Consider the following 22,038-nt stretch of genomic DNA (forward strand, 5'->3'; position numbering starts at 1 on the left):
TCGAGCTGTTAAGAACTGTCAAGATGTGGTAAGCGACTCGGGACGGTTGACGCTCCCTCGTTTTCACGTCCAGCATGTCGTGCCGTGGCGCGTAGGGTTTCGTATTGCCCCTGTCCGAATTCGCCCACGTTCATTGCAGTGAATGCCGAAGTACCCGATCTCAAACGCGTTGCATTCTCGATGGCCGGCTTCGGCATGCTCATCGGCGCGTTCCGCGCAGCCCGTCAGCAACATGACCAAAGGGATCGCCGCGAAGCTGATCAGGCGACGCCACCTTGACCAGTGGAAAGCCGGATCATCTGATCGACCCTCGAGTGCATTGTTCAATGCGTCACACGTCATCGTCTCGAGCGCCTCGTGTATCGACGCTCGTTTCTGTACCGTCGCGCGCGGATCGGCAATGCCCATCGTCGTGTGGATGGCATGACGCGCCGTCTTCACGATTGTCTCGTTCGGCACGAAGGTACTCGAGGGCACCCGCGACACGCTCGACGACATCGCTCCACCGCCCCGCCTCCGATTGGCGGAACAGCCGCGCCCGCGGATACCACGGCGAATCGTCCCGATCCGCCAGCCAGCGCCAGCAGCCGTCGAAGCGCGACAGGATCCAGACCGGCTTGCCCAATGCACCTGCCACATGTGCGACCGACGTATCGACGGTGATCACGAGATCCAGATGGGAGATGATCGCCGCCGTGTCCGCGAAGTCGCGCACGTGCTCCATCGGGTCGGCAGGGCGAAGCGGCGACGGAATCGTGTCGATCTGCCGGCGGGTCGTTTCGCCCTTCTGCAAGCTCACGAAACTCACACCCGGAATCCGCAGCAGGGGCAGATACGCGCTTGCCGGAAGCGAGCGGCGGCGGTCCGTCGCGTGTGCCTGCGCCTGGTCGGGGCGCGGATCGCCGGCCCAGACCAACCCGACCTTCAAGCCGGCTGACGGCACGCTGCTCCGCCAGCGCTCGACGAGCGATGCCGGCACATGCAGATAGGGCACCGTCGCGGGTATCGTGTCGAGCGTCGTTCCGCAGTGCAACGGCAGGCTCATGATCGGGACCGCGTAATCGTGTGCAGGAAGCGCCGCCGCCTCGTCAGGCTCGACACAACGGTCCACGCCGTCAGCCGTTGCGATCAGGCGCGTCAATGCGGCCGGACACACCACCGTCAGCGTCGACAATCCGCGCTGCTTGAGCAGCGGCAGATAGCGCGCGAACTGCACGACATCGCCGAACCCCTGCTCGGGCCAGACAACAAGCGATTTCCCGTCGAGCGGTTCGCCGTGCCAGAGCGGCGCGGGCAAGCTTGCCAGAACGCGATTCGACGAAGCGTCGCCCCAGTGCGAGGAAGGCTGAAAGCGCGCCTCGTAGTGGCGCCATCCTTCTTCGTACTGCCCCATCGCCAGCAACACCAGGCTCAGGTTGAACGTGGTCGGCACGCGGTCATGATCGAGCGTCAGTGCGTGTCTCAAAGCGGCGGCGGCCTCATCCAGTCTGCCGACCTCGTGCAGCAGACGGCCCAGGTTGTTCCACACCTCCGCGAACGACGGATCGCATGCCAGCACTTCGCGGTAACACGATTCGGCTTCAGCGTATCGCCGCTGCGCGAACAGCACGTTGCCGAGATTGCCTCGCGCTTCGCGGGAGCCGTGTTGCAGCGAAACCGCGCGCCGGAAACAAGTCTCAGCTTCCGGCAACCGTTCGAGCTGGTGAAGCAACGCACCAAAACTGTTGAGCGTCGCTGCGTCGTTCGGTTCGTGCGCAAGCGATTCCCGATACTGCTGCTCCGCTTCGTCGGATCGCCCGAGCGCCTGAAGCAGCATTGCGAGATCGGCACGAACCACGGCATCGTCCGGGCGAGCGATCACGGCATCGCGCAAGGTGCGTTCGGCTTCGGCGTCGCGGCCCGTGAACCGCAGCAGCAGGCCGAGCCTGCGCAGCACCGGACCATGCCCGGGATTCGACGCCAATACGCTGCGGTAGCAGGCCTCCGCCTCATCGAGGCGTTGTCCATCGTGAAGCAGCAGGCCGAGATTGAAACAGGCATCCACATTGTCGGGACGAATCTCGAGGGCCCTTCGGTAGCAATGTTCCGCCTCGCCTGCATTTCCTTCCGCTTCGAGCAGAATACCGAGATTGTTCAGCGCCTCGGTGTGATCGGGGCAGAGCAAAATCGCCGCCCGGTAATGCCGCGCGGCATCCGCCGCCCGCCCGGCGTGATGGGCGGCGACGCCTGCTGAAAATTCCGCGTTTGCCGCGCCGACGCATTGTGCGTCACGGCCCGTCACGTTGTGTTCGCTCATGTTCGATTCGATGGGTGACGCATGGCCATTGCCATCGGTTCATTAAACCCGTGCCCCGCTCCGGAACCCGCCCGGCAGGCCCGGAAACCGACTAGGGTCATATTTCGTGCCGGAACGGCGAGGCATGCAGCCATGCCGGTCGCGCGGCCTCTACCCGCTGCCGACATCGACGAGATTGCCCGATTTTTATCACGGCGCGATATCCCGATGCAGCATGAAAATGCAGTCCTACCCGGGACATTTGTTAAATAGCTTGAATGACCGCCAACGGGCCAATGATTTGCCGTACCATCCGGCCGTCATTCTGGCCAATGCCGGACGCGGTCGACCAACCGCGGGCAACGGCCGTTTTTTTATTTTCGGGCGCTCGAGCCGGGCACCGATTTCATTCGAACGCCAGGACCGATCATGTTTCAGTCCCCCGGAGATTCATTCGTCAGCGGTTCGTTGCTCGGCTTGTGCGTCGAGGTTCCGCTTGCCGCGATCGTTTCGCTGGCGATGCACGGCGTCGACTGGAACGGACAGCGCATCGCAATGCTCATCGCCACGCCGGTGCTGATCGCATGCATCGCCCTGCTGACCCGCCCGGTCGCATTCAGCACGGTATGGAAGCACAAACGCTCGCCGTTCCTGCTCGACGACAATGTGCGCGCATCGATTTACGGCCGGCTCTGCGGGATTGCAATCGGCGTCGTGTTCGGCATCATGGTCGCGACGACGTTCGCCTGATCCTGTCACACAGGATCGCCCGACGCGATCCGCAACTGGGGTGATGCCTGGGTCACGCATGGAAAACCGCGCTTTCGAAAGCGCGTGTTCGCCTGAATCCCCCGGTCATTCGGCCGCCTTCTCATAGCCTCCGATCATGTCGCCGCGACCAGTGCGTTGAACGACGTATCCCAGAGCGGCGCCACATTGGCCGGCCCATCCAGTACGCCGATCCGCGTGAACACATCCGCGACCTGCTGATGCTGCGCGACCACGTCGGGTGTCACCGGCAGCAGCGCATAGTCTTCGCTGCGCTGGTCGAACATCGCGACGAGATCGGCAACCGGCACGCGCGTCTCGCGGTTCTGCGCAAGCGCATAGTCGCGGAAATGCCCGTTCGCCCACGCATACGCGCGCCGGAATCTCAGCAGCAGATCACCCGTCGCCGCGCGACGGCGCGCATCGTCGAGCGTGCGCGGGTTCGCATAGACCGGAAAGTTGCCCGACAGATAGCCCTTCCCCGTCTTCAGCACGCGCGCGCCGTAGCGATTGCGCGCGAGCTGGCCGTTGTAGCCGTAGATCGCCCATGCGTCGATGTCACCGCGATCGTATGCAGACAAGCCATCGGTCGGCGACAGGTTGATCGGCTGGATGTCGTCGAAGCCCAGGCCCGCCTCCGTGAGCTGGCGATACAGGAAGTAGTGCGACGTCGTCGCACGCACGTACCCGACGCGCTTGCCCTTCAGATCCGCGATGCTGCGGATCGGCGTGTCCTTGCGCGCGAGCGTGACCTGGTTGTTCAGGTCTTCGCGCACACGGGTGATGAGTCGCACGTTGGCCTTCTGTCGCGCGGCGAACACGGCCGGTATTTCGCTGCCCGAGCCGATGTCGAGCGCGTCCGCGTTGAGCGCCTCGATGTGCAGCACGCCGTTGTTCAGCTCGCGCCAGTCGATCCGGTACGGCGTGTCGGCCAGCCCGGCCGCCTGCAACAGCGCGCGCCAGCCTCCCTTGTAGGTCGCGACGCGCAACGTGGTGCCGGTGAAATCGGTGTTGGCAGCGGCGGCGGCGAACGCTGCGTTCGTGGCCCATGGCGCCGCCACGACTGCGGCGCCGGCGAGCAACAAACGGCGCCGCGCCGCCGAAATTGAAGACATCGGATGCTCCTGTCGGTCGATCAACCGGGAAGTGAAAACCGCCGCGTCAATGCAGCACCGGAAATCCGTGGCGCTCGGCCAGCAGTTCGAGGATGCGGCGTGCGTCGGTGACGAAGCGCACGTCGCCGAGCGTCTGTGCGTCGTCCGGCGCTGGCTGGTCGCGACCGAGCACGAGCACCGGCAGCCCCTGGTTCGCGTCGTCGAGCGCGTCGATCACCGCGTGCCGCGGCCGCTCGAAGCCGACGCGTTTCACGTCGATTCGACCCGCGCGATCGGGCGCGCTTGCCAGCAGCCCTTCGATCGACAGTCCATGGGGGCAGACGAAGCGCTGGCCCGGATGCTTCGGATCGGCAAAGCCTGGCTCCAGCAGAAACAGCACATCGCGACTCATGACAAACGACTCCCGTGTTCGTTGTTCAGCCGGGACGAACGCACACTTGCGCGCCCTTCCGTTCCCGGAGCATGCCGGCCCGAGGCCGGATGCCCGACTCTACCGTCATGCGTCGCGCGGCCCTACCAACGTTTTGCGGAATCGATATGCGGGCGCGTGTAGCGCATCGGCCACCCGCCGCACAGCGGGCGTTGCAAAAAAACATCGCGCGCCGGGTCGCCTGTATTGCGCATATCTAACGATTTCATCGATCGATATGACGGCGCCCGCACGTATCCGGCGCTCGACGTTCGCCGTTCGCGCGATGCGTTCGCCGCAGCACGGGTACCGGACGCGATCGCGGCACACACGCCGGACTTGCGGCAACACACATTGCAAATCGGCCGCGCAGCGATTTACAAACCACGGATCGACCATTCATTGGCACGATCGCCGTCAATAGCATCGTGATCCTCACAGAGGTACCCATAAAAACAGAGGATAGTCATGATCAAAAAATCGGTAGTCCTGGGTTTGGTTTCGATCGGTTCGGTCGGCGCGCATGCGCAGAGTTCGGTCACGTTGTACGGCGTCGTCGATGCCGGTTTCGCTTATACGAACAACCAGGGTGGCGCGAGCAACGTCCAGCAGACGAGCGGCAAGCTGAGCGGCAGCCGCTGGGGCCTGAAAGGCGTGGAAGATCTCGGCGGCGGCCTGCAGGCGGTGTTCACGCTCGAAAGCGGGTTCCGGCCCAGCGACGGCGGGCTCGGCCAGGGCGGCCGCCTGTTCGGCCGCTCCGCGTACGTGGGCCTTGCCAAGTCGGGCATCGGTACGCTGACCTTCGGCCGCCAGTACGAGCCGATCACCGACCTCGTCGCGCCGTACTCCGGGTCCGGCTTCTGGTCGCCGGCCACGCACGTGGGCGACAACGACAACATGAACCAGAGCTTCCGGCTGAACAACGCGGTGAAGTTCCGCAGCGACACGATCGCCGGCTTCACGGCCGACCTGCTCTATGCGTTCAGCAACCAGGCCAACGGCGGCGCGGGCACCGGGTTCTCGAACAACAACGCATGGGGCGCGTCGGCGAACTACGTGAACGGCCCGTTGTCGGTGGGCGCCGGCTATGTGCGCATCAATCATCCGAATTCGACGTCGAATACGAGCGGCGCGGTGGGCGGTGCGACCTCCACCACCGGCAACGACTACAGCGGCGCATTCTTCTACGGGCTGAACGGCGGCGTGCTCAAGCAGCAGATCGGCGTGGCAGGCGCGAATTACGCGCTCGGCCGTGCGACGCTCGGCTTCGCGTGGAGCCACACGCAGCTCGACTATCTCGACGGCTCGTCGCGCAAGTTCAACAACTACGACGTGAACGCGCGTTACCAGATCACACCGGCGGCCACGCTGATCGGCGTCTATACGTTCACCGACGGGCGCGCGAGCGGCCTGCCGGGCACCGGCGGCCAGACGCCGAAGCCGCGCTGGCACCAGTTCACACTCGGTTTCGACTATGCGCTGTCGAAACGTACCGATCTCTACCTGTCCGGCATCTACCAGCTCGCGGCCGGCGATCCGAGCACCACAACGGCGGGCGGCTATCGTGCGATCGCGGCGATCTCGAACATCGGCAGCGCGTCGTCGACGAACCGTCAGGTCGCGCTCGTCAGCGGGCTGCGCGTGAAGTTCTGACGGCGCGCGCACCGGGCGCGGCCCAGCGTGATAAGCAAAGCGTGATTCGTTGTTTGCCGTGCCGTGCCCGGTTGCCGAGAATGGGCGTTTCCCCGCGCGCGATATGCGTTCGACCGTGAGACTTCCGTTTCCGTCCCCGCGTGCCGCGCAGCAGCCGGCGCGCAGCTCTGCGCCAGCTCGGCAGCGGATGGGCGGCGGCGAGGTTGCCTGCCGGCGGCACGCTAGCGAGCCGGCCGCTCACCCTGCTCTATCTGTTCGACGTGCGACTGCGCACACGCGCACCGGGCACGCCGTAGCTGTCGCCGCCCGGCGGCATACCCGGGCCGCACGGCCGCGATGCGGTCCGCCTCAGCACCGCCGTTGCCGTGCAGTGCGTGCCCAACCCGAAAGGAAACCCTCATGAGCGACACCGCCCTCGCTACCCCGGTCGTGCCATCATCGTTCGTCGATGTTCGCTCGCCGGCAGATTTCCCCGACAGCCCGGTGTCGCGCGTCCTCGCGCAGCCACTGATGCTCGGGCTGTTCCTGCCGATCCAGGCAGGCGGCTGGAGCGCGTCGACGCTGCCGCGCACGACGGACTGGACGTTCGACTACAACGCCGACCTGGTCGCGCGCGCGGAGGCGCTCGGCTTCGATCTCGTGTTCGCGCTGTCGCAGTGGCTGCCGAAAGGCGGCTACGGCGGCGTGTTCGACGGCCACGCGCTCGACTCGTTCATGACGCTGGCCGCGCTGACCGCGCGCACCGAACGGATCATCCTCGTCGCGACGAGTCACGTGCTCTACGGGCCGTGGCATCCGCTGCATTTCGCAAAGTTCACCGCCACGCTCGATCACATCTCGCGCGGGCGCTGGGGCATCAACGTCGTGACCGGCCACCGCGCAGTCGAGCACGAGATGTTCGGCTGGAACCGGATCGAACACGACAGGCGCTACGAAATGGCGGCCGAATTCCTCGATGCGGTTCAGCAGTTGTGGGCGCAACCGGACAATTTCAGCTACACGCCCGCGCTGTCGAGCTGGCGGCTGGGCGGCGCATTCGTCACGCCGAAGCCGCGCTTCGGCCGCCCGCTGCTGATCAACGCGACGGGCTCCGATGCGGGCATCGATTTCGCCGCACGCTATTCGGACATCGTGTTCGTCACGAGCCCGGCCGGCCCGGATGCCGAACGGGCGATCGATGCGCTGCACGCGCATACCGCACGCGTGAAGGCAGCTGCCACGGCGCGCGGCCGGGCGATCCGCACGCTGCTCAACCCGCTCGTGATCTGCCGCGAGACGGCGGCCGAAGCGCGTGCGTACCGCGACGCGATCGTCGCGCATGCGGACGAAGGCAGCTTCCACCGTTTCGACAGTGACGCACATGCGTGGCGAGGCGGCTTCGAACAGCGCTCACAGGCGGCCGCGCGGGCGATCGGCGGCAATATCTCGATCACCGGCTCGCCGGAAGAAGTCGCCGATACCATCGTGCGGCTGCACCGCGCCGGCATCGACGGCATCCAGTTGAGCTTCTACGACTTCAAGCCCGATCTCGATTTCTTCGGCGCACGCGTGCTGCCGCTACTGCGCGACGCCGGCCTGCGGCGCTGACGTGAGGCAGTGGATGCGGCGCGTATCGTGGCGCGCGTGCTCGCCGAAATGACACGGCCGTGTCAGAACACGCGGCCTTCGGTGAGGTGCGTCGTCTCGCCATTCAGCTCGTAGTCGCCGATTACGCGCGCCTTGTGCAGCAACGGGTTGTGGCTGAAGATCGTGCGCAGGTTGCGCCAGTGCCGGTCGAGGTTGTGTTCGCGCGCCGTCGCCGACGCGCCGCCGACTTCGAACAGCCGCTCCGCCGCATGCAGCGCAAGCTTGCTTACGACGAGCTGCGTGCGTGCCGTTGCAAGCGCGCTGTCGAGCACAAGGGCATGCGCATCGGCGTCGCCGGCTTCGATTGCGTTGGCGGAACAGTCGAGCGCCCGCGCGTTTTCGCGCACGAGCCCGTCGATCGCGTGGCTGTGCGCGGACAGCTCGCCGACGACCTGCTGGATGAAATGATCGTCGCGTGCGGTGGGCGCCGGGCTGTGCAGCACAGGGCGGCCGTGCGCGAGCACATAGCGGCGCGCATCGGCAACCACGTTGCGCACGATGCCCGCGCCCGTCGCGACGAGATGCAGTTGCCGCAGCGCGCCGCAATGGCGGCCGACCAGCGTCGAACCGTCGCGCACGGCCACTTCATCCGCGAACACCTGCACGTCGTCGAGCAGCAGGCTGCCGCTCGCAGTCATGCGTTGGCCCATGCCGTCCCAGTCGTCGAGCACCTGCACGCCGTCGCGCGCGACAGGAATGATCACGGCGACTGCGTCGCCCTGCTCGTTCTCCACGTTGATGCGCGCGAAATCGGCAAACGCGGTGCCGGTCGAATAGTATTTGCGGCCCGTCACGCGATAGTGATCGCCATCGCGGCGCAGCACGGTGGTGTTCTCGCCGGGCCGCGACGTGCCGCGTTCGGTCGATGCACCGCCGAATATCGCACCGGCCCGCGCACGCTCCAGCTGCACGTCGTTGAACGGCGTGCGCGGCGACAACCGCAGCGTCTCGATCTGGTCGTAGTGGATCCGCAGCGCGTGCGCGAGATTCGAATCGGCGGCGGCCAGCGTCGTGATCGTGTCGAACAGATCGACCAGCGTGCCGCCGAGGCCGCCGCGCTCAACCGGAATTCGCAATACGCCCAGCGCCGAGCGACGGAAGATCGCGAAACCCTCGAATGGCAGTTCGCGGCGCGCCTCGCGTTGCGCCGCATCCTGCCCGATCGCGTTGGCGAGATCGGGTAGCGCGGCAAGCGCGTCGCGCAACGTGTCGCGCGGATCGACGGCATCACGGGCAGTCATTCGGCAGGTCCTTGTACGAGAAGATCGGGCGCTGCGTCGCGCGATCGCGGGATGCGCGAATCGCTGCTTGCGCAGCATCGCAAAGTATAGGGACGCACCTGACACGCGGGAAAAACCGATTTCAGCTTACGTTATACGTGCTCCGGGATTGATCGCGGAAATGCGCGCGTGCTTCGCCCGCCCCGCGGAAAAGCGGCCGCACGGGGATCCCGCAGCGGCCGCATGACCCAGTTGCTGCCGGTGCATCCGCGATGACCCGTTTCAGTCACGCAAGCGATGCTGCCATTCCTCGGCAGGATTCGTTTCGATCACTGTCATCAGGATAAGTATTCTTATCAGAATAGCATGCTTATAAAATCAAACTCGCATTCTTGCGAACGCCCCGCATGCCACGGGGCGTCCATCGTTCAGCGACCGATCGGCAACCCGGTCGGCTCGATCCAGCCCAGCTTGTATGCGATCAGCAGCGACAGGAACAGCGTGACCGACAGCCCGACGCGTGCGGCGAGCGACCATGCCATCCGCTTGGACTTGCCGCGATCGTGATTCATGAAATACAGCGCGAAGATCAGGCTCGCGATGATCATCGCGAATGCCACGGAAACCAGCAGAGTTTTCATTGGTGATGCCCTTGAAGATCGGAATCGGCCTGAATCAGTTCGGCCAGTTTTTGCCGCTCGTCGGCGAGCTCGCCGACGCCCGACGCCGGCCAGTCCAGCGCGACGCCATTGCCCAGCGAATCGCGCACGAGCGCCTGGTAGCGGCGGTCGTTGATCCGGCCGTGGTCCATCGTTTCGGAGATCTCGCGCCGGAACGGCAGCGGAAAACTCGCGTACGCGCGCGACAGCGCCGCATATTGTCTCGCATCGATCTCTTTCGACGATGGTATGACAGTCCAGATCACCACGGCCACGATGGCCGTGAACGGGATCGCCGTGTAGCGCAGAATGAACTTGATCGGGGTCATGAAGCGGTGGGCAAAAGTGATCGCGAAGGCGGGCGGCGCGGCCATGCGGCAGCGGAGCCGCAGTCAGGCCGCGCAGGATGACATTGTACTGCCGCCCCCATGAGACTAACAGAGTATGATAATGTCATTATCATGTTCGTCACATGATTCGAGAGACGCGGCGCCTGTGCGCAGGCGGCGTACCCGCCCCGCCGTCCGGCGCCCGTCTTCCCGTCCGTGCCCGCGATCCGCGGCGATTGAGCGAAGCCCCGAGCCCCTATGCCAGCGCAGTACTTTCGATACCTGACCGGAAAACACCGCAGCGCGACCGCGAACCGTCAGCTCGGGTTTTCGCTCGCGTTCGTCGCCGGCGCGGCCAATGCCGGCGGCTTCCTCGCGGTCAAGCAATACACGTCGCACATGAGCGGCATCGTGTCGGCGATCGCCGACCAGACGGCGCTCGGCGACGTGCGGCTCGCGCTGGCCGGCATCAGCTCGCTCGGGTCGTTCCTGATCGGCGCCAGTTGCTCGGCGATCCTCGTCAACTGGGGCCGCCGCCGCGGCCTGCACAGCCAGTTCATGCTGCCGCTGCTGCTCGAAGCCGCGCTGCTGCTCCTGTTCGGCCTGCTCGGCAGCCACCTCGCGCTGTGGGAGACCTTCTTCGTGCCCGTGACCGTGACGCTGCTGTGCTTCATCATGGGGCTGCAGAACGCGACCATCACGAAGCTGTCGGGCGCGGAGATCCGCACGACGCACATGACCGGCATCGTGACCGACCTCGGCATCGAGCTCGGGAAGCTGTTCTACTGGAACCGCTCGGCGGTCGACGTCGACGCGCATGCGGTCATCGCCAACCGCTCGAAACTGCGGATTCACGCGACGATGCTCACGTCGTTCTTCATTGGCGGCCTGGCCGGCGCGATCGGCTTCAAGCATGTCGGCTACGTATCGACCGTGCCGCTTGCCGCGGTGCTCGTCACGCTCGCGATCGTACCGGTGATCGACGACCTGCTCGCGTTGCTCCGCAGCAGGCGCTGATCGCGCATCGGAAGCGCGCTTTCGGCGGTGGCGCCGAAGGCGGATCGATTATAATTTGATTAACATACCGACCACCCTCGCCCTGCAATGGAAACAAAAACCGCCCGCCTGACCGTCCTGATCGACCCCGCGAAGAAGGAAGCCTTCGAGATGCTCTGCGCGGAGCAGGATCTCACGCCTTCGCAAGTCGTGCGGCAACTGATCCGCGAGTATCTCGACCGCCACGGCGTGACGTACAAGACCAAGAGCGCGCTCGGCAAGCGCGTGAAGTAAGTGCGGCCGTACAGGCCGCGCGGGCAGCGCCGCCTACGCGCCGATTTCCCAGCGCCCGTGCGGCTGCGCCCGCATCACCAGCCGTTGCGGGTCGACATGCTCTCCCGCCTTCATGCGCCTCGCCGTGGCCGCCAGCTTGAGCTCGCCGGCCCGTGCACACGCGAGTGCGCGTTCGAGCAGGATACGCAGCGACGGCAGCCGGTTGCCGCCCTTCCACGCGAACGCGATGAAGTTGTTGTCGTCGCCGCACGGCACCAGCGTGTACGACGCGCCGAACACGGCTCGCAGGTGCTCGAGATGCTCCGGCAGCGCCGGATCGTCGTCCATGAAGTTGATCGCCAGCACGCCGGTTTCGCTCAGGCGCTCGCGGCATGCAGCGAGGAATGCCGCGCCCGTACATCGGCCCCGCATGCCGTCGGCGACGAACGCATCGTGCAGGATCACGTCCGTTTTGACATCCGCCCTTTCCAGATGATCCGCGCCGTCGGCGCACACCACCGTGAACCGGCCGTCATCAGCAGGAATCCTGAATACATCCCGCAGCGCGATCACGTTCGGATTGATCTCGACCGCGTCGATCGCCGCGCCGGGCAGGTGCCGGTAGCAGTACTTCGCCAGCGAACCGCCGCCGAGCCCGAGCATGCAGATGTGCGCGGGCTCGGGCTGCAGCAGCAGAAAGCCCATCATCACGCGTGTATAGCCGAGCTCGAGCCGGCCCGGATCCCGGCGCGACATGAAGCTCTGCGTGCCGAAATGGTCGAAGTGCAGCGAAAGCGCATGCTCCGTCTCCAGCACGAACGGCCGGCCGTCGTTCAGCGGCGTCGCCAGGAACCTGATGAACGCGTCGTAGGAAATTCGATCTTCGGCCATGAACGGGCAGTCGGTTGCAAACGGTCGATTGGAGCGTGCGCGCTCAGACTTTCTTCAGGTAGCAGGCCTTCAGCATGAAGCCGCCCATGTCGGTCTTGCAGTCGACCTCGTGATCGCCGCCGACGAGCCGAATGCTCTTGACCTTGGTGCCCATCTTCAGCGTGATCGACGAACCCTTCACGCGCAAGTCCTTGATCAGCACGACCGAGTCGCCATCCGACAGCACGTTGCCGTTGGCGTCCTTGACGACGTCGCCCGCCGGCTCGTCGCCCGTATCGGCGCCGGCGTCGGCCGACCATTCATGGCCGCAGTCCGCGCATACGGTCAGCGTGCCGTCCGGGTAAGTGTTTTCCATCGCGCATTGCGGGCAGGCGGGGGCGGCGTTCATTGCAGCTTCCATTCAGGGGGAGTCGTCGATAAAAAATATCGGGCGCGCTGGCAGCGTCGCCCGGTGGGCCTGCAGGTACCGGCCGATGGGTCGGCGGGCCGCCTTTGGCGCACACACTATTATAATGCAATACACATGTATTGATTGCTGTATTATAATCAATGTTTTCGCGCCGTTCGCCGGATTTGCGGCCCGTTTCAGCGAGAATGCCGGTACATCCACGCAGGATGGCACACCCCGGCCGCACTGCCAGCTTCCCCGAGTCGTGCGGGAAAGCCCATTTCACGCCCGACTGGCGCACCGCCGGCCCGGCGCCGCACACCGATTCCGACGTTCCGTCCAGAGGCTTTCCGACATTGTGGCAACCGTTGTGTACGTTGAAATCGGCCCCGCGTGGAACCGCAACCGCGGCGGCTGCGCACGCGAAGCAGCCGTCGCGGCAGCGCGCGGCTTCGAAAGCGACATCCTGTTGATCGCGAACGGGATCAGCGGCAACGCGAAGGACAGCGCCGCCATCGCGGCGCTGCAGGTGCACGGCGGCACGTCCGCGCAAGTGCTGGCCACCGGCCCCGACGAGGAAGCGGCACTGCAGGCGCTGCTGCCTGCGCTACAGGCGCGCTGACCCGCGCCCCCCCGATGTCACGGCATCCCGCCCACCCCGAATCCCCTTTTCACGAGGAAGCGATGAGCGACAACTTCACGCCCAACACCCCGAACCTGTCGGCCTCCGCCATCTGGGCGCTCGAGCGCCTCGCCGATGTCCGCTACGGGCGCGACGCGCCGGCGCTCGGCTGGTCGATCGCCAGGGAACTCGTCAGCGCCGGCTTCGTCAGCCATTCCGCACACGGCCGCTCGGGCGCGTCGATCACGGCCGAAGGGCGCACCTTCCTGAAAAGCCGGAAGTAGATCGTCAGCGGCGGCGAATCACCTTGATCCTTTTGAGCATCAATTTGGCGATTTTGCGACTGATGAGGATCGCTCTGCGCGTCTAAAGTGGCGTCACCCCGAACGAACGGGCGTCAACTTTCCGATCAAGGAGCCAGTCATGAGCCGCATCGCCATCCCCGCCGTCGAAACCGCCACCGGCGCAACCGCCGACGTGTACGCACAGGTCCGCAAGGTCGCCGGCGGCACCGTCCCCAACCTGTTCGCCGCCGTCGGCCATCTTGCGCCGAATGCGCTCGCGGCCGTGCTCAACGCCGAAGGCGTGCTCGCCGGCGGCACGCTGAGCAAGCAGGATCTCGAAACGATCAAGCTGCTCGTCAGTTCCGACACCGGGTGTGACTACTGCGTCGCCGCGCACAACCTGCTCGGCAAGATGACCGGCCTGTCGGCCGACGCACTGCGCGCGATCCGTGCGAGCGAGCCGAACACCGGCGACGCGAAGCGCGACGCGCTGATCCGTTTCGTGCTGAACCTCCAACGGACGAGCGGCACGATCACCGACGACGAATTCGCCGCGATCCGCGAAGCCGGCTACACCGACACGCAACTCGCCGAAATCTCGCTCGCGATTGCGCTGACAATCTTCACCAACACGTTCAACCGCATCAACGACACGGTCGTCGATTTCCCGCCCGTGAAGTAAGCCCCGCGTTAGTGCCGGCGTGCGGTTCCGCTGCACGCCCCGCCGGGGTCTCAACCGCGCCCGTCGCCGGCCCTGTCGCCGCGACCGGCGTTCCGCGTGGATCACGGCCGCGGCGCCGCTCGGTGGAATCGGAGGGCACGACGCGCCGGTGGCTGTCGCGCCGTTCATCGCGTTGCGCAGCAGCCGCGTCGAGGCGGGCCTTTGAGACCGTGCGTCGACAGCGGGCTGGCCTGCATGTGACGAATGGAACCGGCGGCCGCGTTCTTCGCGCCTATTCCGCGTCGCCGGCCACGCTGTCGTCCGATGCGGCCGCGTCGTGCGGGCCGCCGAGCGACTGGCGCCGCCAGTCGCCGGGCGTCATGCCTGCCCAGCGCGTGAACACGCGGCGGAACGCGGCCACCGACTGATAACCGATGTCGGCCGACACGGCCTCCACGCTGGCCGACGGCTGGCGCAGCGCGTTCGCCGCGAGACTCATCCGGATGTCCGTCAGCAGGTCGGCGGCCGAGTGTCCGAGTTTCGACTGGAAATGACGCATGAAGGTCGCGCGCGACATGCTGCACAACGCGGCCAGTTCGGGCAGCGTCCACGGCCTCGCCGGATCGTCGAGCATCGCGACGATCGCGGGCGCGAGGCGCGGCTGGCCGGCCAGCGCCAGCAGCCCGGTCGGCGCCTGCCCCGATTCGCTGACCGCACGCAGCGCGAGCGCGAACAGCGCCGCCGACAGCGCGTTCAGGATCGCAAGGCCGCCGAGCTGCTGCTCGAGCGATTCCGCGCGCATCAGCTCCACGAGCGCGGTCAGCCGCGCGGTGGCGGCGAGCGCGTCGGGCGTACGGCTGTCGGTCGCCGCGCGCACGACGAGATCGGCCGGCAGGTGGCGCCGGATCAGCCGGTCATGCGGCGGCGCGACCACGAAGCGCCCGCACAGCATGTCAAGCCGCTCGCCGGTGCCCGCGTTCTCGCCGATGAAGACATGACCGCCGGGCCGCTTGACCGCCGGCACCGGCGTCAGCCCGCTGCCGTCGTGCAGCACGTGCGGGGAACCGTGCGGCAACATGACGAGATCGCCGCCGCCGAGCTCGCGCACCGTGCCGTCGTCGGGATTCTCGAGGATCGCGCGGCCGCGCAGCACGACGTGATATGGCATCTCGCGCGCAGGCGATCGCTCATACGTGACCGCCCACGGCGCGCCGAACGCGCAGCGGATTTCGAGCTTCCCGGTAACCGTGACGAGCGCCATGAAGCGGCTCAGCCAGTCGGATTCGAGCGTCATGTCGAGTGGTGAAGACACATCGGAAGGGCGGCGCACGCCGCATGAAAGTCCGATTATCGCGCGGGAAGCCGATGCAATCGCACACGCTTCGAATTCGACATCGTAGACACGACGGCGTCACCTCCGGCCGGCCGCCGCGTCGCCGGCGCGGGCAAGGGTTTTGCTATCATTCCGGTTCCCTGTCTTGCCGAAATGGACATGCCCGCTCGCAGAGTGCCGCCGTCGCCTGCCGCCGATCGTACGCCGCCGCTCGCCAGGAAATATCGCCGCCCGATCTGCCAGCGGGTGCGTGAACGGGACCCAGCCAGCGCGGCATCGACGTGCTGACGGCCAGGCCGTCCCATGCTCCCCTCGTATTCGGAAACCACGATGCCGCCCGTCTCCTCCCCGCCCGTTCTCGACACGCCGCGCCTCATCCTCGAAGGCCATCCGCTCGGCGACTTCGATGCGCTCGCCACGATGTGGGCCGAGCCGGAGGTCGTCGCGCACATCTTCAACGGCGAGCCGTCGGCGCCGCGTGACTCGTGGATGCGCATGCTCGCGTATCGCGGGCTGTGGCCGCTGCTCGGCTATGGCTACTGGGCAATTCGCGAGAAGGCATCGGGGCGCTATGTCGGCGACCTCGGCTTCGCCGATTTTCACCGGCTCATCGAGCCGTCGATTCGCGGCGTGCCGGAAGCCGGCTGGGCACTGGCGACGTGGGCGCACGGCAAGGGTTATGCGACCGAGGCGCTCGCGGCCGCGCTGGGATGGCTCGACGGGCAACAGCGGTTCGAGCGCAGCGTGTGCGTGATCGCGCCGACCAACGTCGCGTCGATCCGCGTGGCGGAAAAAGCCGGTTACGGCGAGCCGATCCGGATCCGGTTCAACGACGCCGACTCATTGCTGTTTTCGCGCGCGAGCCGGTAAGCTGGACGGCGTACCGGCTATCGCAGGCGCGCCGCGGGAGTTTGCGGCGTCGGCGCGCGCTCGGTGCTCACCCCTCCACCGGTTCATAAAGACTGGTAAAGAGCCCGTTGTCCATCGGCCAGCAGTTGCCGCGCTCATCGAGCAATATCCAGTCACCCGGCTTCACCGCACGCCAGCCTTCCGGCGTGGCGACCGCCGGTTCGCCGTCGCGGGTTTCCACCCGGTCGTGGTCGCCATCGACGAACCACCGAGTTGCATCGACATAACTGATGCGTTTTCGAAATCGCATACCGCCACCGAAACGTTGAGACCTGACGGGCCTGTCCAAAGAACTTTCCGCGGATTGAGCATGTGCGTCGCGAGGGGCCGTGAAGCTCACGGGCGTCACGAAGGGAATCGGGCGGCCAGGGCATCCGCCCCCGGCGACAGCGGCTGCGCCGCCAACGCCTGCGTCGCCCACTGGACTTGTTGCAGCGCCTTCCGGCCCTCGGCGACAAGGGCTTCCAGCGTTTCCCGTGCGGCAATCGAGATCCGGATATCGGTCTCCCGCATTCTCCCGATCGCTGCTTGAACCTCGTCGGGTTGATCGGGCACAAGCGTCATCAGGAACATCGAACGTGTGTCGGCGGCCCGGACGGCCTCGTTCCAGTCGGCGCGGGCGACCGCGACTTCGATCGCGCTCGTCAGTGAATCGAGATTCCGGATGATTTGAAGCGGCGTCATTTCGCATTCCTATCAGAGCAGCGTGGCGGCCGCACGTTTACGCGCCGAAGGCCAGGGACACGCCGACGCCGATCCGCACGGGTCGAGCACCGGCTGCGGCTCGCCGAAGGCACGCGATCAACGGTGCAACCACACGCTATCGATCATCGCCTTCGCACTGGCATGCTCTTTGGCAACCGACCGGAAGCTGGCGTGGGTCATGCTCGCCACTGAATTGCCACGATTGTAAGGAACCGCATTGCATCCGGTTCGTAATATTTTGTAATGATATGTCGAGCAATCTTTACCGGGATGCGATCCGGGCATGTGTACTTCGTGCGCGCGACCATGTTTCGCAAACGTTTTCTTGCGAACGCCCCCTCGTCCGGCCTCCGTGCCGGCGACACGCCGGACGTTACGCCGCTCCCTTTCGTCAGGACATCGTCCCGTTCGGCGACGACACGATTCCACACGTTCGCCCGTTCGGAGCGGCGATGATTGGCGCGCGGAAGGCGTGGCCGAACGATTCAGATTTCGCCACATTCCGCCGGAATGTTACGCAGTATCATGCGCCTCTCTTCGGCTCGCCCATGTTCGGAATGGGCCTGAGCGCTCGCCCCTTTCCCGTTTCACCCCTTCGTTTAGCGATGCCCATCCGAATCCTGCTCGTCGAAGACGACGTCCATCTGTCCGCACTGATCGCAGACTACCTGCGCATGCATCAGTACGACGTGGACACACTGTTCGACGGCACCGACGCCGTATCGACCATCGTCTCGCGTCGCCCTGACGTGGTGCTTCTCGACATCAACCTGCCGGGCAAGGACGGCTTCGAGATTTGCCGCGAGGCGCGCACGCGGTATGACGGCATCGTCATCATGATCACGGCCCGCGACGACCAGTTCGACGAGTTGCTCGGCCTGGAATTCGGCGCGGACGACTTTCTCCACAAGCCGGTGGAGCCGCGCATTCTGCTCGCGCGGATCAAGGCCCACCTGAGACGGATACGCATGCGCCCGGACGACGTCGCGCCGGCGTCGCCTCATCGATTCGAGTTCGGCAAGTTTTCGATCGACCGGGCGGATCGCAAGGTTCGCCTTCCGGACGGGAGCGCGCCGCGCCTGACGTCGACCGAATTCGACCTGCTGTGGGCCCTCGTCTGCCGTGCCGGCGAAGTGGTCAGCCGGGAAGACCTGACGCAGCTGCTACGCGGCATCGAGTTCGACGGCTTCGACCGCTCGATCGACGGCCGCATCTCGAAGCTGCGCCGCAAGCTGCGCGATGACCTGACGGAACCGAAGCGAATCAAGACGATCCGCTGCAAGGGCTACCAGTTCAGCAAACACGCGTGGGACTGACGGGTGCAGTCACGTGCCCTTCGTCTGCTCGCCATGCCGGTACGTGCCGACCGGCCGCCGCCCTATCGCATGTTCCCCGTATGGCCCAGCGAATAACGCCCCGGCTGCGGCCACACCGTCAGGCCGTGCGGCTCCATGCCGACGGGAATCGACCGGACCGCGCCGCTCGTGGTGTCGATCGCATAGACGACATCATCGAAGCGGCCCGACAGCCACAGCGTCTTGCCGTCCGCGCTGACGTTGCCCATGTCGGGGCTGCCGCCACCGGGAATCGGCCAGGTTGCGACCACCTTGCGGGTCGCGAAATCGAGCACCGATACGCTGCCCTTGCCGTGCGGCGGCCCGTGGACGCGATTGGAGCCGCGATTCGCGATATAGAGCATCGTGCCGTCGCGGCTCGGATACAGCCCGTGCGTTCCGACGCCGGTCGGGATGAAACCGATCTTCGTGAAGCGGTCGCCATCGATGACGTAGACACCGTCCGCCATCATGTCGGCGACATAGAACACCCTGCCGTCCGGCGACACGCGGATGTCCTGCGGCATCCCTTTCCGGTCGAGTTCAAGGTAGCCGACCACCTTGCGATTCACCAGGTCGATCTTCGCGAGCTTGCCACCGAACTCGCACGTGAAGAGCGCATACCGGCCGTCGATCGAAAAGTCCGCATGGTTGATGCCCTTGCATTGCGGCACATCGAGGCTCGACTTCAGCGCCATCGTCTTCGGGTCGCGGAAGTCGAGCCGCGCATGCGCCTCGGCCACCACGATCGCCGCCTTGCCGTCGGGCATGAAATACATGTTGTACGGGTCGTCGACGCTCACTTCCTGGCCCGGCTTGCCCGTCTTCGGATCGATCGGCGTCAGGCTGCCGTCGGTTCGCCCTTCCGCATTGTTCGCGACCCACAGCGTCTGCAGGTCCCATGCCGGCACGACGTGCTGCGGACTGCGGCCGACAGCGAACCGGTCGACGACCTTGTACGTGGCCGGGTCGATCACGTAGACGTCGTTCGATCTCAGGTTCGGCACATAGATGCGCGGCAACGCGCCCGCTACCGCCGCGCTCATGCGGCCGGCCTGCGCCTCGCTGTACAGGTTGTCGGGGTGGATGACGGGCGGCATGCCGGGTACGGCCGCGACGGCCGACGCCGCGATTGCGCCGTGGGCGCCGAAGCCGGCCAGCGCTGCCGCGATGACGATCGCGGGACGGGAGAAGCGGATGTGGCGACGAAAGCGCGGCGGCATGACGATGTCCCTGTCCGATTGAATGGAACGACGACAAAGGTAACGCGATGGCGCGGCTGCGTCAGCGGCCGGCGATTTCCTTTCTGATCGCATCGACGGTGCGCGACACGATGGCGTCGGTGCCGAGCCGGCCGAGTTCGACGCTCGCATGACGCGGATCACCGCCATAGACGCCGTCGACGGCGCCGGGCTTCGCGGCGTTGCGCAGCTTGTCGACCCGGACCATGCGCGGCGCGACCGCCAGCAGCAGCGACGTGTCGGCCAGACCCGCATGCGTGCCGATATCCGTGGCCGGCACGCCGTGCTCGCGCAGGATCTGGTCATAACCGTCGGAACTGGTGCCGTAGTACTCGGCCGGCACGAACGCACGCGCGCCCGTGCCGGCCCACGACTTGTTGAGCCGCGCTACCGCCTGCCTGATGTCATTCTGGTAGCCGCCATGGTCGCCGAGAAACACGATGTTCGTGAAGCCGTGGACGCGGAAACTGTTGGCCGCGGATTCGAGGGTTTTTTCGAAGACGTCGTCAGGCACGGTAATCGTGCCCGGGAAGCGCATGTGCGACGTCGGCGGCGCATAGCCGCCCTCGGGCACATAGGCGATGACGGGCGCGACGATCGCGTTGCCGAGGCCTTCCGCGATCCGCTCGGACAGTACCCTGACCCGCGCGTTGTGCTTGCCGAGCGCGACGTACGGGCCGCTTTGCTCGGTCCCGCCGATCGGAATCAGGACGGTGGTCCTGCCGGCCCGGATGCTGTCGCGCAGCTCGGTCCAGGTCATGTCCTCGAGTTGCACCGTTCCCGGCGCCTGAGCGAGCGCGGCTTGCGCAACGGTGAAAGCAAGGGCGGCGAAGATGGCGCGGGGCAGGCATTTCATCGCGGATTCTCGACGGAAGGACAGAAACGACGCGGCGTTCCCTCGCACCATAAACGAACTCGCCCGGCTTGTCGCTGACGCCGCGCAACGATTCACGACGGCGCTCGCGCGCAAGCAATTCGTCAGGATTCCGTCTAGCGTCGCGAAGCCTCTCGCGCCGTGCCGGCACACGACGAGCCGATTCGATGCACGGACTGCGGCACCTCGTGCCAACCTCCCGTCGACACACATCACGCCGGCAACACGGCCACCGCCTTGATCTCGACGATATAGCCAGGCGCGCCGCCCAGCATGTGCGCACCGACCGCCGTCCACGCCGGCCTCGGGTGCGCATCGAGGTAGCGGTCGCGCACCTGCATGAACAACGGCAGGTCGCGCATGTCGGTATGGAAGGTCGTCAGGTCGACCACGTCGTCGAACGATGCGCCGGCGGCTTCCAGCACGTGCTTCAAATTTTCGAATGCCTGCACGATCTGCGCTTCACGGCCTTCGACGAGTTGCATCGCCGCATCGCGGCCGATCTGCCCGGATACGTACAGCGTATCGCCGACCTTCAGGCCCGGTGCGTAGCCGATTTTCTCGTACACCGCTTCCATTCCCGCCGGAACGATGGCCTCGCGATCACGCATGGAGGTCTCCGTGGCCGGCGTCTTCGCGCCGGCCGGTGGGTTGTCGATGAACACAGGTTGAACACGTGCAAGCGGCGTCACGACACGTCGCTCAACCCGTATCGCCGCCCGCGACCGGCAGCACCGTGCCGGTGATGTAGCTCGCCTCGTCGGACGCGAGGAACAGGATCGGCGCGATCTGCTCGTCGAGGGTGCCGTAGCGCTTGAAAAACGTCGATTCCGTCACCTGGCGCACGGCCTCGCCCATCCATGCCTGTTCCTGTTCGCTGTCGCCGGCCGCGTTGCGCGGCACGCGGCGCGGCGGCGCGCTGGTGCCGCCCGGCGCGGTGGCGACGACCCGGATGTTGTGTGCCGCGTATTCCATCGCGAGCGCCGCCGTCAGCGCATTGACGCCGCCCTTCGCCGCCGAGTACGGCACGCGGCGGATGCCGCGCGTCGCGTTCGACGAGACGTTGACGATCGTGCCGCCGCCGCGCGCGAGCAGGTGCGGCAGCACCGCGTGGCACGTATAGAGCGTCGGCATCAGCGAACGGCGGATTTCCGCATCGATCTGCGCGGGCTCGAATTCGGCGAACGGGCGCATGCGAATCGCGCCGCCGACGCCATTGATCAGGATGTCGATGCCGCCGAACGTCTGCACGGCGTGCGCGATCGCCGCATGCGCGCCGTCATACGTCTCGAGATCGGCGACGAAGCCGGCCGTCTCGCCACCGACCGCTTCGGCCGCGACCTCGGCGACGAAATCCGCGCGATCGACGAACAGCACCCTGCCGCCTTCGGCCGCCGCGCGCAGCGCGACGCCGCGGCCGATGCCCTGCGCCGCGCCCGTGACGACGATGACCTTGCCAGAGAATCGCTGCAT

At 66.0% G+C, this 22,038-nt stretch carries 25 protein-coding genes; 10 read left to right on the forward strand and 15 right to left on the reverse strand.

The genetic code is table 11. The annotated features are described in order from the left end of the window. Positions 1-331: 331 nt before the first annotated feature. Positions 332-2,296: a tetratricopeptide repeat protein gene (locus tag HWX39_RS25160; protein WP_175970508.1), complete on the reverse strand. Its 1,965-nt coding sequence runs from the start codon at positions 2,294-2,296 to the stop codon at positions 332-334. Between the two features lie 408 nt (positions 2,297-2,704). Between HWX39_RS25160 and HWX39_RS25165 the strand changes: the two genes are divergently transcribed. Further along, positions 2,705-3,025, forward strand: a complete 321-nt coding sequence (locus HWX39_RS25165) for a hypothetical protein (protein WP_175970509.1) — start codon at positions 2,705-2,707, stop codon at positions 3,023-3,025. Positions 3,026-3,159: 134 nt separating this feature from the next. On the opposite strand, the gene HWX39_RS25170 is transcribed toward HWX39_RS25165, so the two are convergent. Beyond that, entirely contained in the window at positions 3,160-4,158 is a 999-nt protein-coding gene (locus HWX39_RS25170) for an ABC transporter substrate-binding protein (RefSeq protein ID WP_175970510.1), read from the reverse strand. A gap of 46 nt (positions 4,159-4,204) precedes the next feature. Further along, entirely contained in the window at positions 4,205-4,549 is a 345-nt protein-coding gene (locus HWX39_RS25175; protein ID WP_175970511.1) for a DUF3088 domain-containing protein, read from the reverse strand. Positions 4,550-5,035: 486 nt separating this feature from the next. Between HWX39_RS25175 and HWX39_RS25180 the strand changes: the two genes are divergently transcribed. Both HWX39_RS25180 and HWX39_RS25185 read left to right on the forward strand, forming a co-directional pair. Further along, positions 5,036-6,220 (forward strand): porin, encoded by a 1,185-nt coding sequence (locus HWX39_RS25180; RefSeq protein ID WP_175970512.1) that lies wholly within the window; start codon positions 5,036-5,038, stop codon positions 6,218-6,220. 399 nt (positions 6,221-6,619) lie between these two features. After that, positions 6,620-7,807 carry an LLM class flavin-dependent oxidoreductase gene (locus HWX39_RS25185; protein ID WP_175970513.1) on the forward strand — a complete coding sequence of 396 codons (1,188 nt, stop codon included), beginning with the start codon at positions 6,620-6,622 and terminating at the stop codon, positions 7,805-7,807. A gap of 62 nt (positions 7,808-7,869) precedes the next feature. On the opposite strand, the gene HWX39_RS25190 is transcribed toward HWX39_RS25185, so the two are convergent. From HWX39_RS25190 to HWX39_RS25200, 3 genes are all read right to left on the reverse strand, one after another. After that, on the reverse strand, positions 7,870-9,087 hold the full coding sequence (locus HWX39_RS25190) for an acyl-CoA dehydrogenase family protein (protein ID WP_175970514.1): 1,218 nt from the start codon (positions 9,085-9,087) through the stop codon (positions 7,870-7,872). A gap of 407 nt (positions 9,088-9,494) precedes the next feature. Further along, positions 9,495-9,707 (reverse strand): twin transmembrane helix small protein, encoded by a 213-nt coding sequence (locus HWX39_RS25195; protein WP_006489184.1) that lies wholly within the window; start codon positions 9,705-9,707, stop codon positions 9,495-9,497. After that, positions 9,704-10,054 carry a hypothetical protein gene (locus tag HWX39_RS25200; protein ID WP_041492597.1) on the reverse strand — a complete coding sequence of 117 codons (351 nt, stop codon included), beginning with the start codon at positions 10,052-10,054 and terminating at the stop codon, positions 9,704-9,706. The genes HWX39_RS25195 and HWX39_RS25200 overlap by 4 nt, the downstream gene beginning before the upstream one ends. A 258-nt stretch (positions 10,055-10,312) precedes the next feature. Here HWX39_RS25200 and HWX39_RS25205 point away from each other — a divergent pair, with 258 nt between their 5' ends. Further along, the gene (locus HWX39_RS25205) at positions 10,313-11,071 is read left to right on the forward strand and encodes a YoaK family protein (protein ID WP_175970515.1); all 759 of its coding nucleotides are present in this window, start codon (positions 10,313-10,315) and stop codon (positions 11,069-11,071) included. Positions 11,072-11,158: 87 nt separating this feature from the next. Continuing rightward, entirely contained in the window at positions 11,159-11,344 is a 186-nt protein-coding gene (locus HWX39_RS25210; RefSeq protein WP_021158209.1) for a ribbon-helix-helix protein, CopG family, read from the forward strand. 33 nt (positions 11,345-11,377) lie between these two features. Here HWX39_RS25210 and HWX39_RS25215 read toward each other — a convergent pair whose 3' ends face one another. After that, complete coding sequence (locus HWX39_RS25215; protein WP_175970516.1) at positions 11,378-12,214, reverse strand: spermidine synthase; 837 nt, start codon at positions 12,212-12,214, stop codon at positions 11,378-11,380. A gap of 43 nt (positions 12,215-12,257) precedes the next feature. After that, on the reverse strand, positions 12,258-12,602 hold the full coding sequence (locus HWX39_RS25220; RefSeq protein ID WP_175952136.1) for a zinc ribbon domain-containing protein YjdM: 345 nt from the start codon (positions 12,600-12,602) through the stop codon (positions 12,258-12,260). 370 nt (positions 12,603-12,972) lie between these two features. Between HWX39_RS25220 and HWX39_RS25225 the strand changes: the two genes are divergently transcribed. The 3 genes from HWX39_RS25225 to HWX39_RS25235 all read left to right on the forward strand — a co-directional run bounded on the left by HWX39_RS25225 (position 12,973) and on the right by HWX39_RS25235 (position 14,190). After that, positions 12,973-13,224 (forward strand): HPr family phosphocarrier protein, encoded by a 252-nt coding sequence (locus tag HWX39_RS25225; protein WP_175970517.1) that lies wholly within the window; start codon positions 12,973-12,975, stop codon positions 13,222-13,224. 62 nt (positions 13,225-13,286) lie between these two features. Then, on the forward strand, positions 13,287-13,508 hold the full coding sequence (locus HWX39_RS25230) for a hypothetical protein (RefSeq protein WP_175952135.1): 222 nt from the start codon (positions 13,287-13,289) through the stop codon (positions 13,506-13,508). Between the two features lie 139 nt (positions 13,509-13,647). Beyond that, entirely contained in the window at positions 13,648-14,190 is a 543-nt protein-coding gene (locus tag HWX39_RS25235; RefSeq protein ID WP_175970518.1) for a carboxymuconolactone decarboxylase family protein, read from the forward strand. A 271-nt stretch (positions 14,191-14,461) separates the two neighbouring features. Here the strand turns inward: HWX39_RS25235 and HWX39_RS25240 are convergent, their stop codons facing one another. Beyond that, positions 14,462-15,463, reverse strand: coding sequence for an AraC family transcriptional regulator (locus HWX39_RS25240; RefSeq protein ID WP_175970519.1), 1,002 nt, complete (start codon positions 15,461-15,463; stop codon positions 14,462-14,464). A gap of 369 nt (positions 15,464-15,832) precedes the next feature. Here HWX39_RS25240 and HWX39_RS25245 point away from each other — a divergent pair, with 369 nt between their 5' ends. After that, positions 15,833-16,372, forward strand: coding sequence for a GNAT family N-acetyltransferase (locus tag HWX39_RS25245; protein ID WP_175970520.1), 540 nt, complete (start codon positions 15,833-15,835; stop codon positions 16,370-16,372). A gap of 67 nt (positions 16,373-16,439) precedes the next feature. On the opposite strand, the gene HWX39_RS25250 is transcribed toward HWX39_RS25245, so the two are convergent. Both HWX39_RS25250 and HWX39_RS25255 read right to left on the reverse strand, forming a co-directional pair. Further along, positions 16,440-16,661: a hypothetical protein gene (locus HWX39_RS25250; RefSeq protein ID WP_175970521.1), complete on the reverse strand. Its 222-nt coding sequence runs from the start codon at positions 16,659-16,661 to the stop codon at positions 16,440-16,442. 95 nt (positions 16,662-16,756) lie between these two features. After that, positions 16,757-17,095 carry a hypothetical protein gene (locus HWX39_RS25255; protein ID WP_175970522.1) on the reverse strand — a complete coding sequence of 113 codons (339 nt, stop codon included), beginning with the start codon at positions 17,093-17,095 and terminating at the stop codon, positions 16,757-16,759. 626 nt (positions 17,096-17,721) lie between these two features. Here HWX39_RS25255 and HWX39_RS25260 point away from each other — a divergent pair. Beyond that, positions 17,722-18,432, forward strand: coding sequence for a response regulator (locus HWX39_RS25260; protein ID WP_175970651.1), 711 nt, complete (start codon positions 17,722-17,724; stop codon positions 18,430-18,432). Between the two features lie 62 nt (positions 18,433-18,494). Here HWX39_RS25260 and HWX39_RS25265 read toward each other — a convergent pair whose 3' ends face one another. From HWX39_RS25265 to benD, 4 genes are all read right to left on the reverse strand, one after another. Further along, positions 18,495-19,673, reverse strand: a complete 1,179-nt coding sequence (locus HWX39_RS25265) for a YncE family protein (RefSeq protein ID WP_175970523.1) — start codon at positions 19,671-19,673, stop codon at positions 18,495-18,497. A 61-nt stretch (positions 19,674-19,734) separates the two neighbouring features. Further along, the gene (locus HWX39_RS25270; protein ID WP_175970524.1) at positions 19,735-20,547 is read right to left on the reverse strand and encodes a creatininase family protein; all 813 of its coding nucleotides are present in this window, start codon (positions 20,545-20,547) and stop codon (positions 19,735-19,737) included. A 230-nt stretch (positions 20,548-20,777) separates the two neighbouring features. Further along, positions 20,778-21,176 carry a RidA family protein gene (locus HWX39_RS25275; protein WP_175970525.1) on the reverse strand — a complete coding sequence of 133 codons (399 nt, stop codon included), beginning with the start codon at positions 21,174-21,176 and terminating at the stop codon, positions 20,778-20,780. Between the two features lie 91 nt (positions 21,177-21,267). Beyond that, positions 21,268-22,038 (reverse strand): benzoate diol dehydrogenase BenD, encoded by a 771-nt coding sequence (benD, locus tag HWX39_RS25280; RefSeq protein WP_175970526.1) that lies wholly within the window; start codon positions 22,036-22,038, stop codon positions 21,268-21,270.

It is taken from the genome of Burkholderia sp. BCC0322 (assembly GCF_902833045.1).
GTDB lineage: Bacteria > Pseudomonadota > Gammaproteobacteria > Burkholderiales > Burkholderiaceae > Burkholderia.

Coding starts and splice junctions, on each gene's coding strand:
- HWX39_RS25160 (WP_175970508.1), bottom strand. CDS start 2,296: ATGAGCGAACACAACGTGACGGGCCGTGACGCACAATGCGTCGGCGCG.
- HWX39_RS25165 (WP_175970509.1), top strand. CDS start 2,705: ATGTTTCAGTCCCCCGGAGATTCATTCGTCAGCGGTTCGTTGCTCGGC.
- HWX39_RS25170 (WP_175970510.1), bottom strand. CDS start 4,158: ATGTCTTCAATTTCGGCGGCGCGGCGCCGTTTGTTGCTCGCCGGCGCC.
- HWX39_RS25175 (WP_175970511.1), bottom strand. CDS start 4,549: ATGAGTCGCGATGTGCTGTTTCTGCTGGAGCCAGGCTTTGCCGATCCG.
- HWX39_RS25180 (WP_175970512.1), top strand. CDS start 5,036: ATGATCAAAAAATCGGTAGTCCTGGGTTTGGTTTCGATCGGTTCGGTC.
- HWX39_RS25185 (WP_175970513.1), top strand. CDS start 6,620: ATGAGCGACACCGCCCTCGCTACCCCGGTCGTGCCATCATCGTTCGTC.
- HWX39_RS25190 (WP_175970514.1), bottom strand. CDS start 9,087: ATGACTGCCCGTGATGCCGTCGATCCGCGCGACACGTTGCGCGACGCG.
- HWX39_RS25195 (WP_006489184.1), bottom strand. CDS start 9,707: ATGAAAACTCTGCTGGTTTCCGTGGCATTCGCGATGATCATCGCGAGC.
- HWX39_RS25200 (WP_041492597.1), bottom strand. CDS start 10,054: ATGACCCCGATCAAGTTCATTCTGCGCTACACGGCGATCCCGTTCACG.
- HWX39_RS25205 (WP_175970515.1), top strand. CDS start 10,313: ATGCCAGCGCAGTACTTTCGATACCTGACCGGAAAACACCGCAGCGCG.
- HWX39_RS25210 (WP_021158209.1), top strand. CDS start 11,159: ATGGAAACAAAAACCGCCCGCCTGACCGTCCTGATCGACCCCGCGAAG.
- HWX39_RS25215 (WP_175970516.1), bottom strand. CDS start 12,214: ATGGCCGAAGATCGAATTTCCTACGACGCGTTCATCAGGTTCCTGGCG.
- HWX39_RS25220 (WP_175952136.1), bottom strand. CDS start 12,602: ATGAACGCCGCCCCCGCCTGCCCGCAATGCGCGATGGAAAACACTTAC.
- HWX39_RS25230 (WP_175952135.1), top strand. CDS start 13,287: ATGAGCGACAACTTCACGCCCAACACCCCGAACCTGTCGGCCTCCGCC.
- HWX39_RS25235 (WP_175970518.1), top strand. CDS start 13,648: ATGAGCCGCATCGCCATCCCCGCCGTCGAAACCGCCACCGGCGCAACC.
- HWX39_RS25240 (WP_175970519.1), bottom strand. CDS start 15,463: ATGACGCTCGAATCCGACTGGCTGAGCCGCTTCATGGCGCTCGTCACG.
- HWX39_RS25245 (WP_175970520.1), top strand. CDS start 15,833: ATGCCGCCCGTCTCCTCCCCGCCCGTTCTCGACACGCCGCGCCTCATC.
- HWX39_RS25250 (WP_175970521.1), bottom strand. CDS start 16,661: ATGCGATTTCGAAAACGCATCAGTTATGTCGATGCAACTCGGTGGTTC.
- HWX39_RS25255 (WP_175970522.1), bottom strand. CDS start 17,095: ATGACGCCGCTTCAAATCATCCGGAATCTCGATTCACTGACGAGCGCG.
- HWX39_RS25260 (WP_175970651.1), top strand. CDS start 17,722: ATGCCCATCCGAATCCTGCTCGTCGAAGACGACGTCCATCTGTCCGCA.
- HWX39_RS25265 (WP_175970523.1), bottom strand. CDS start 19,673: ATGCCGCCGCGCTTTCGTCGCCACATCCGCTTCTCCCGTCCCGCGATC.
- HWX39_RS25270 (WP_175970524.1), bottom strand. CDS start 20,547: ATGAAATGCCTGCCCCGCGCCATCTTCGCCGCCCTTGCTTTCACCGTT.
- HWX39_RS25275 (WP_175970525.1), bottom strand. CDS start 21,176: ATGCGTGATCGCGAGGCCATCGTTCCGGCGGGAATGGAAGCGGTGTAC.
- benD (WP_175970526.1), bottom strand. CDS start 22,038: ATGCAGCGATTCTCTGGCAAGGTCATCGTCGTCACGGGCGCGGCGCAG.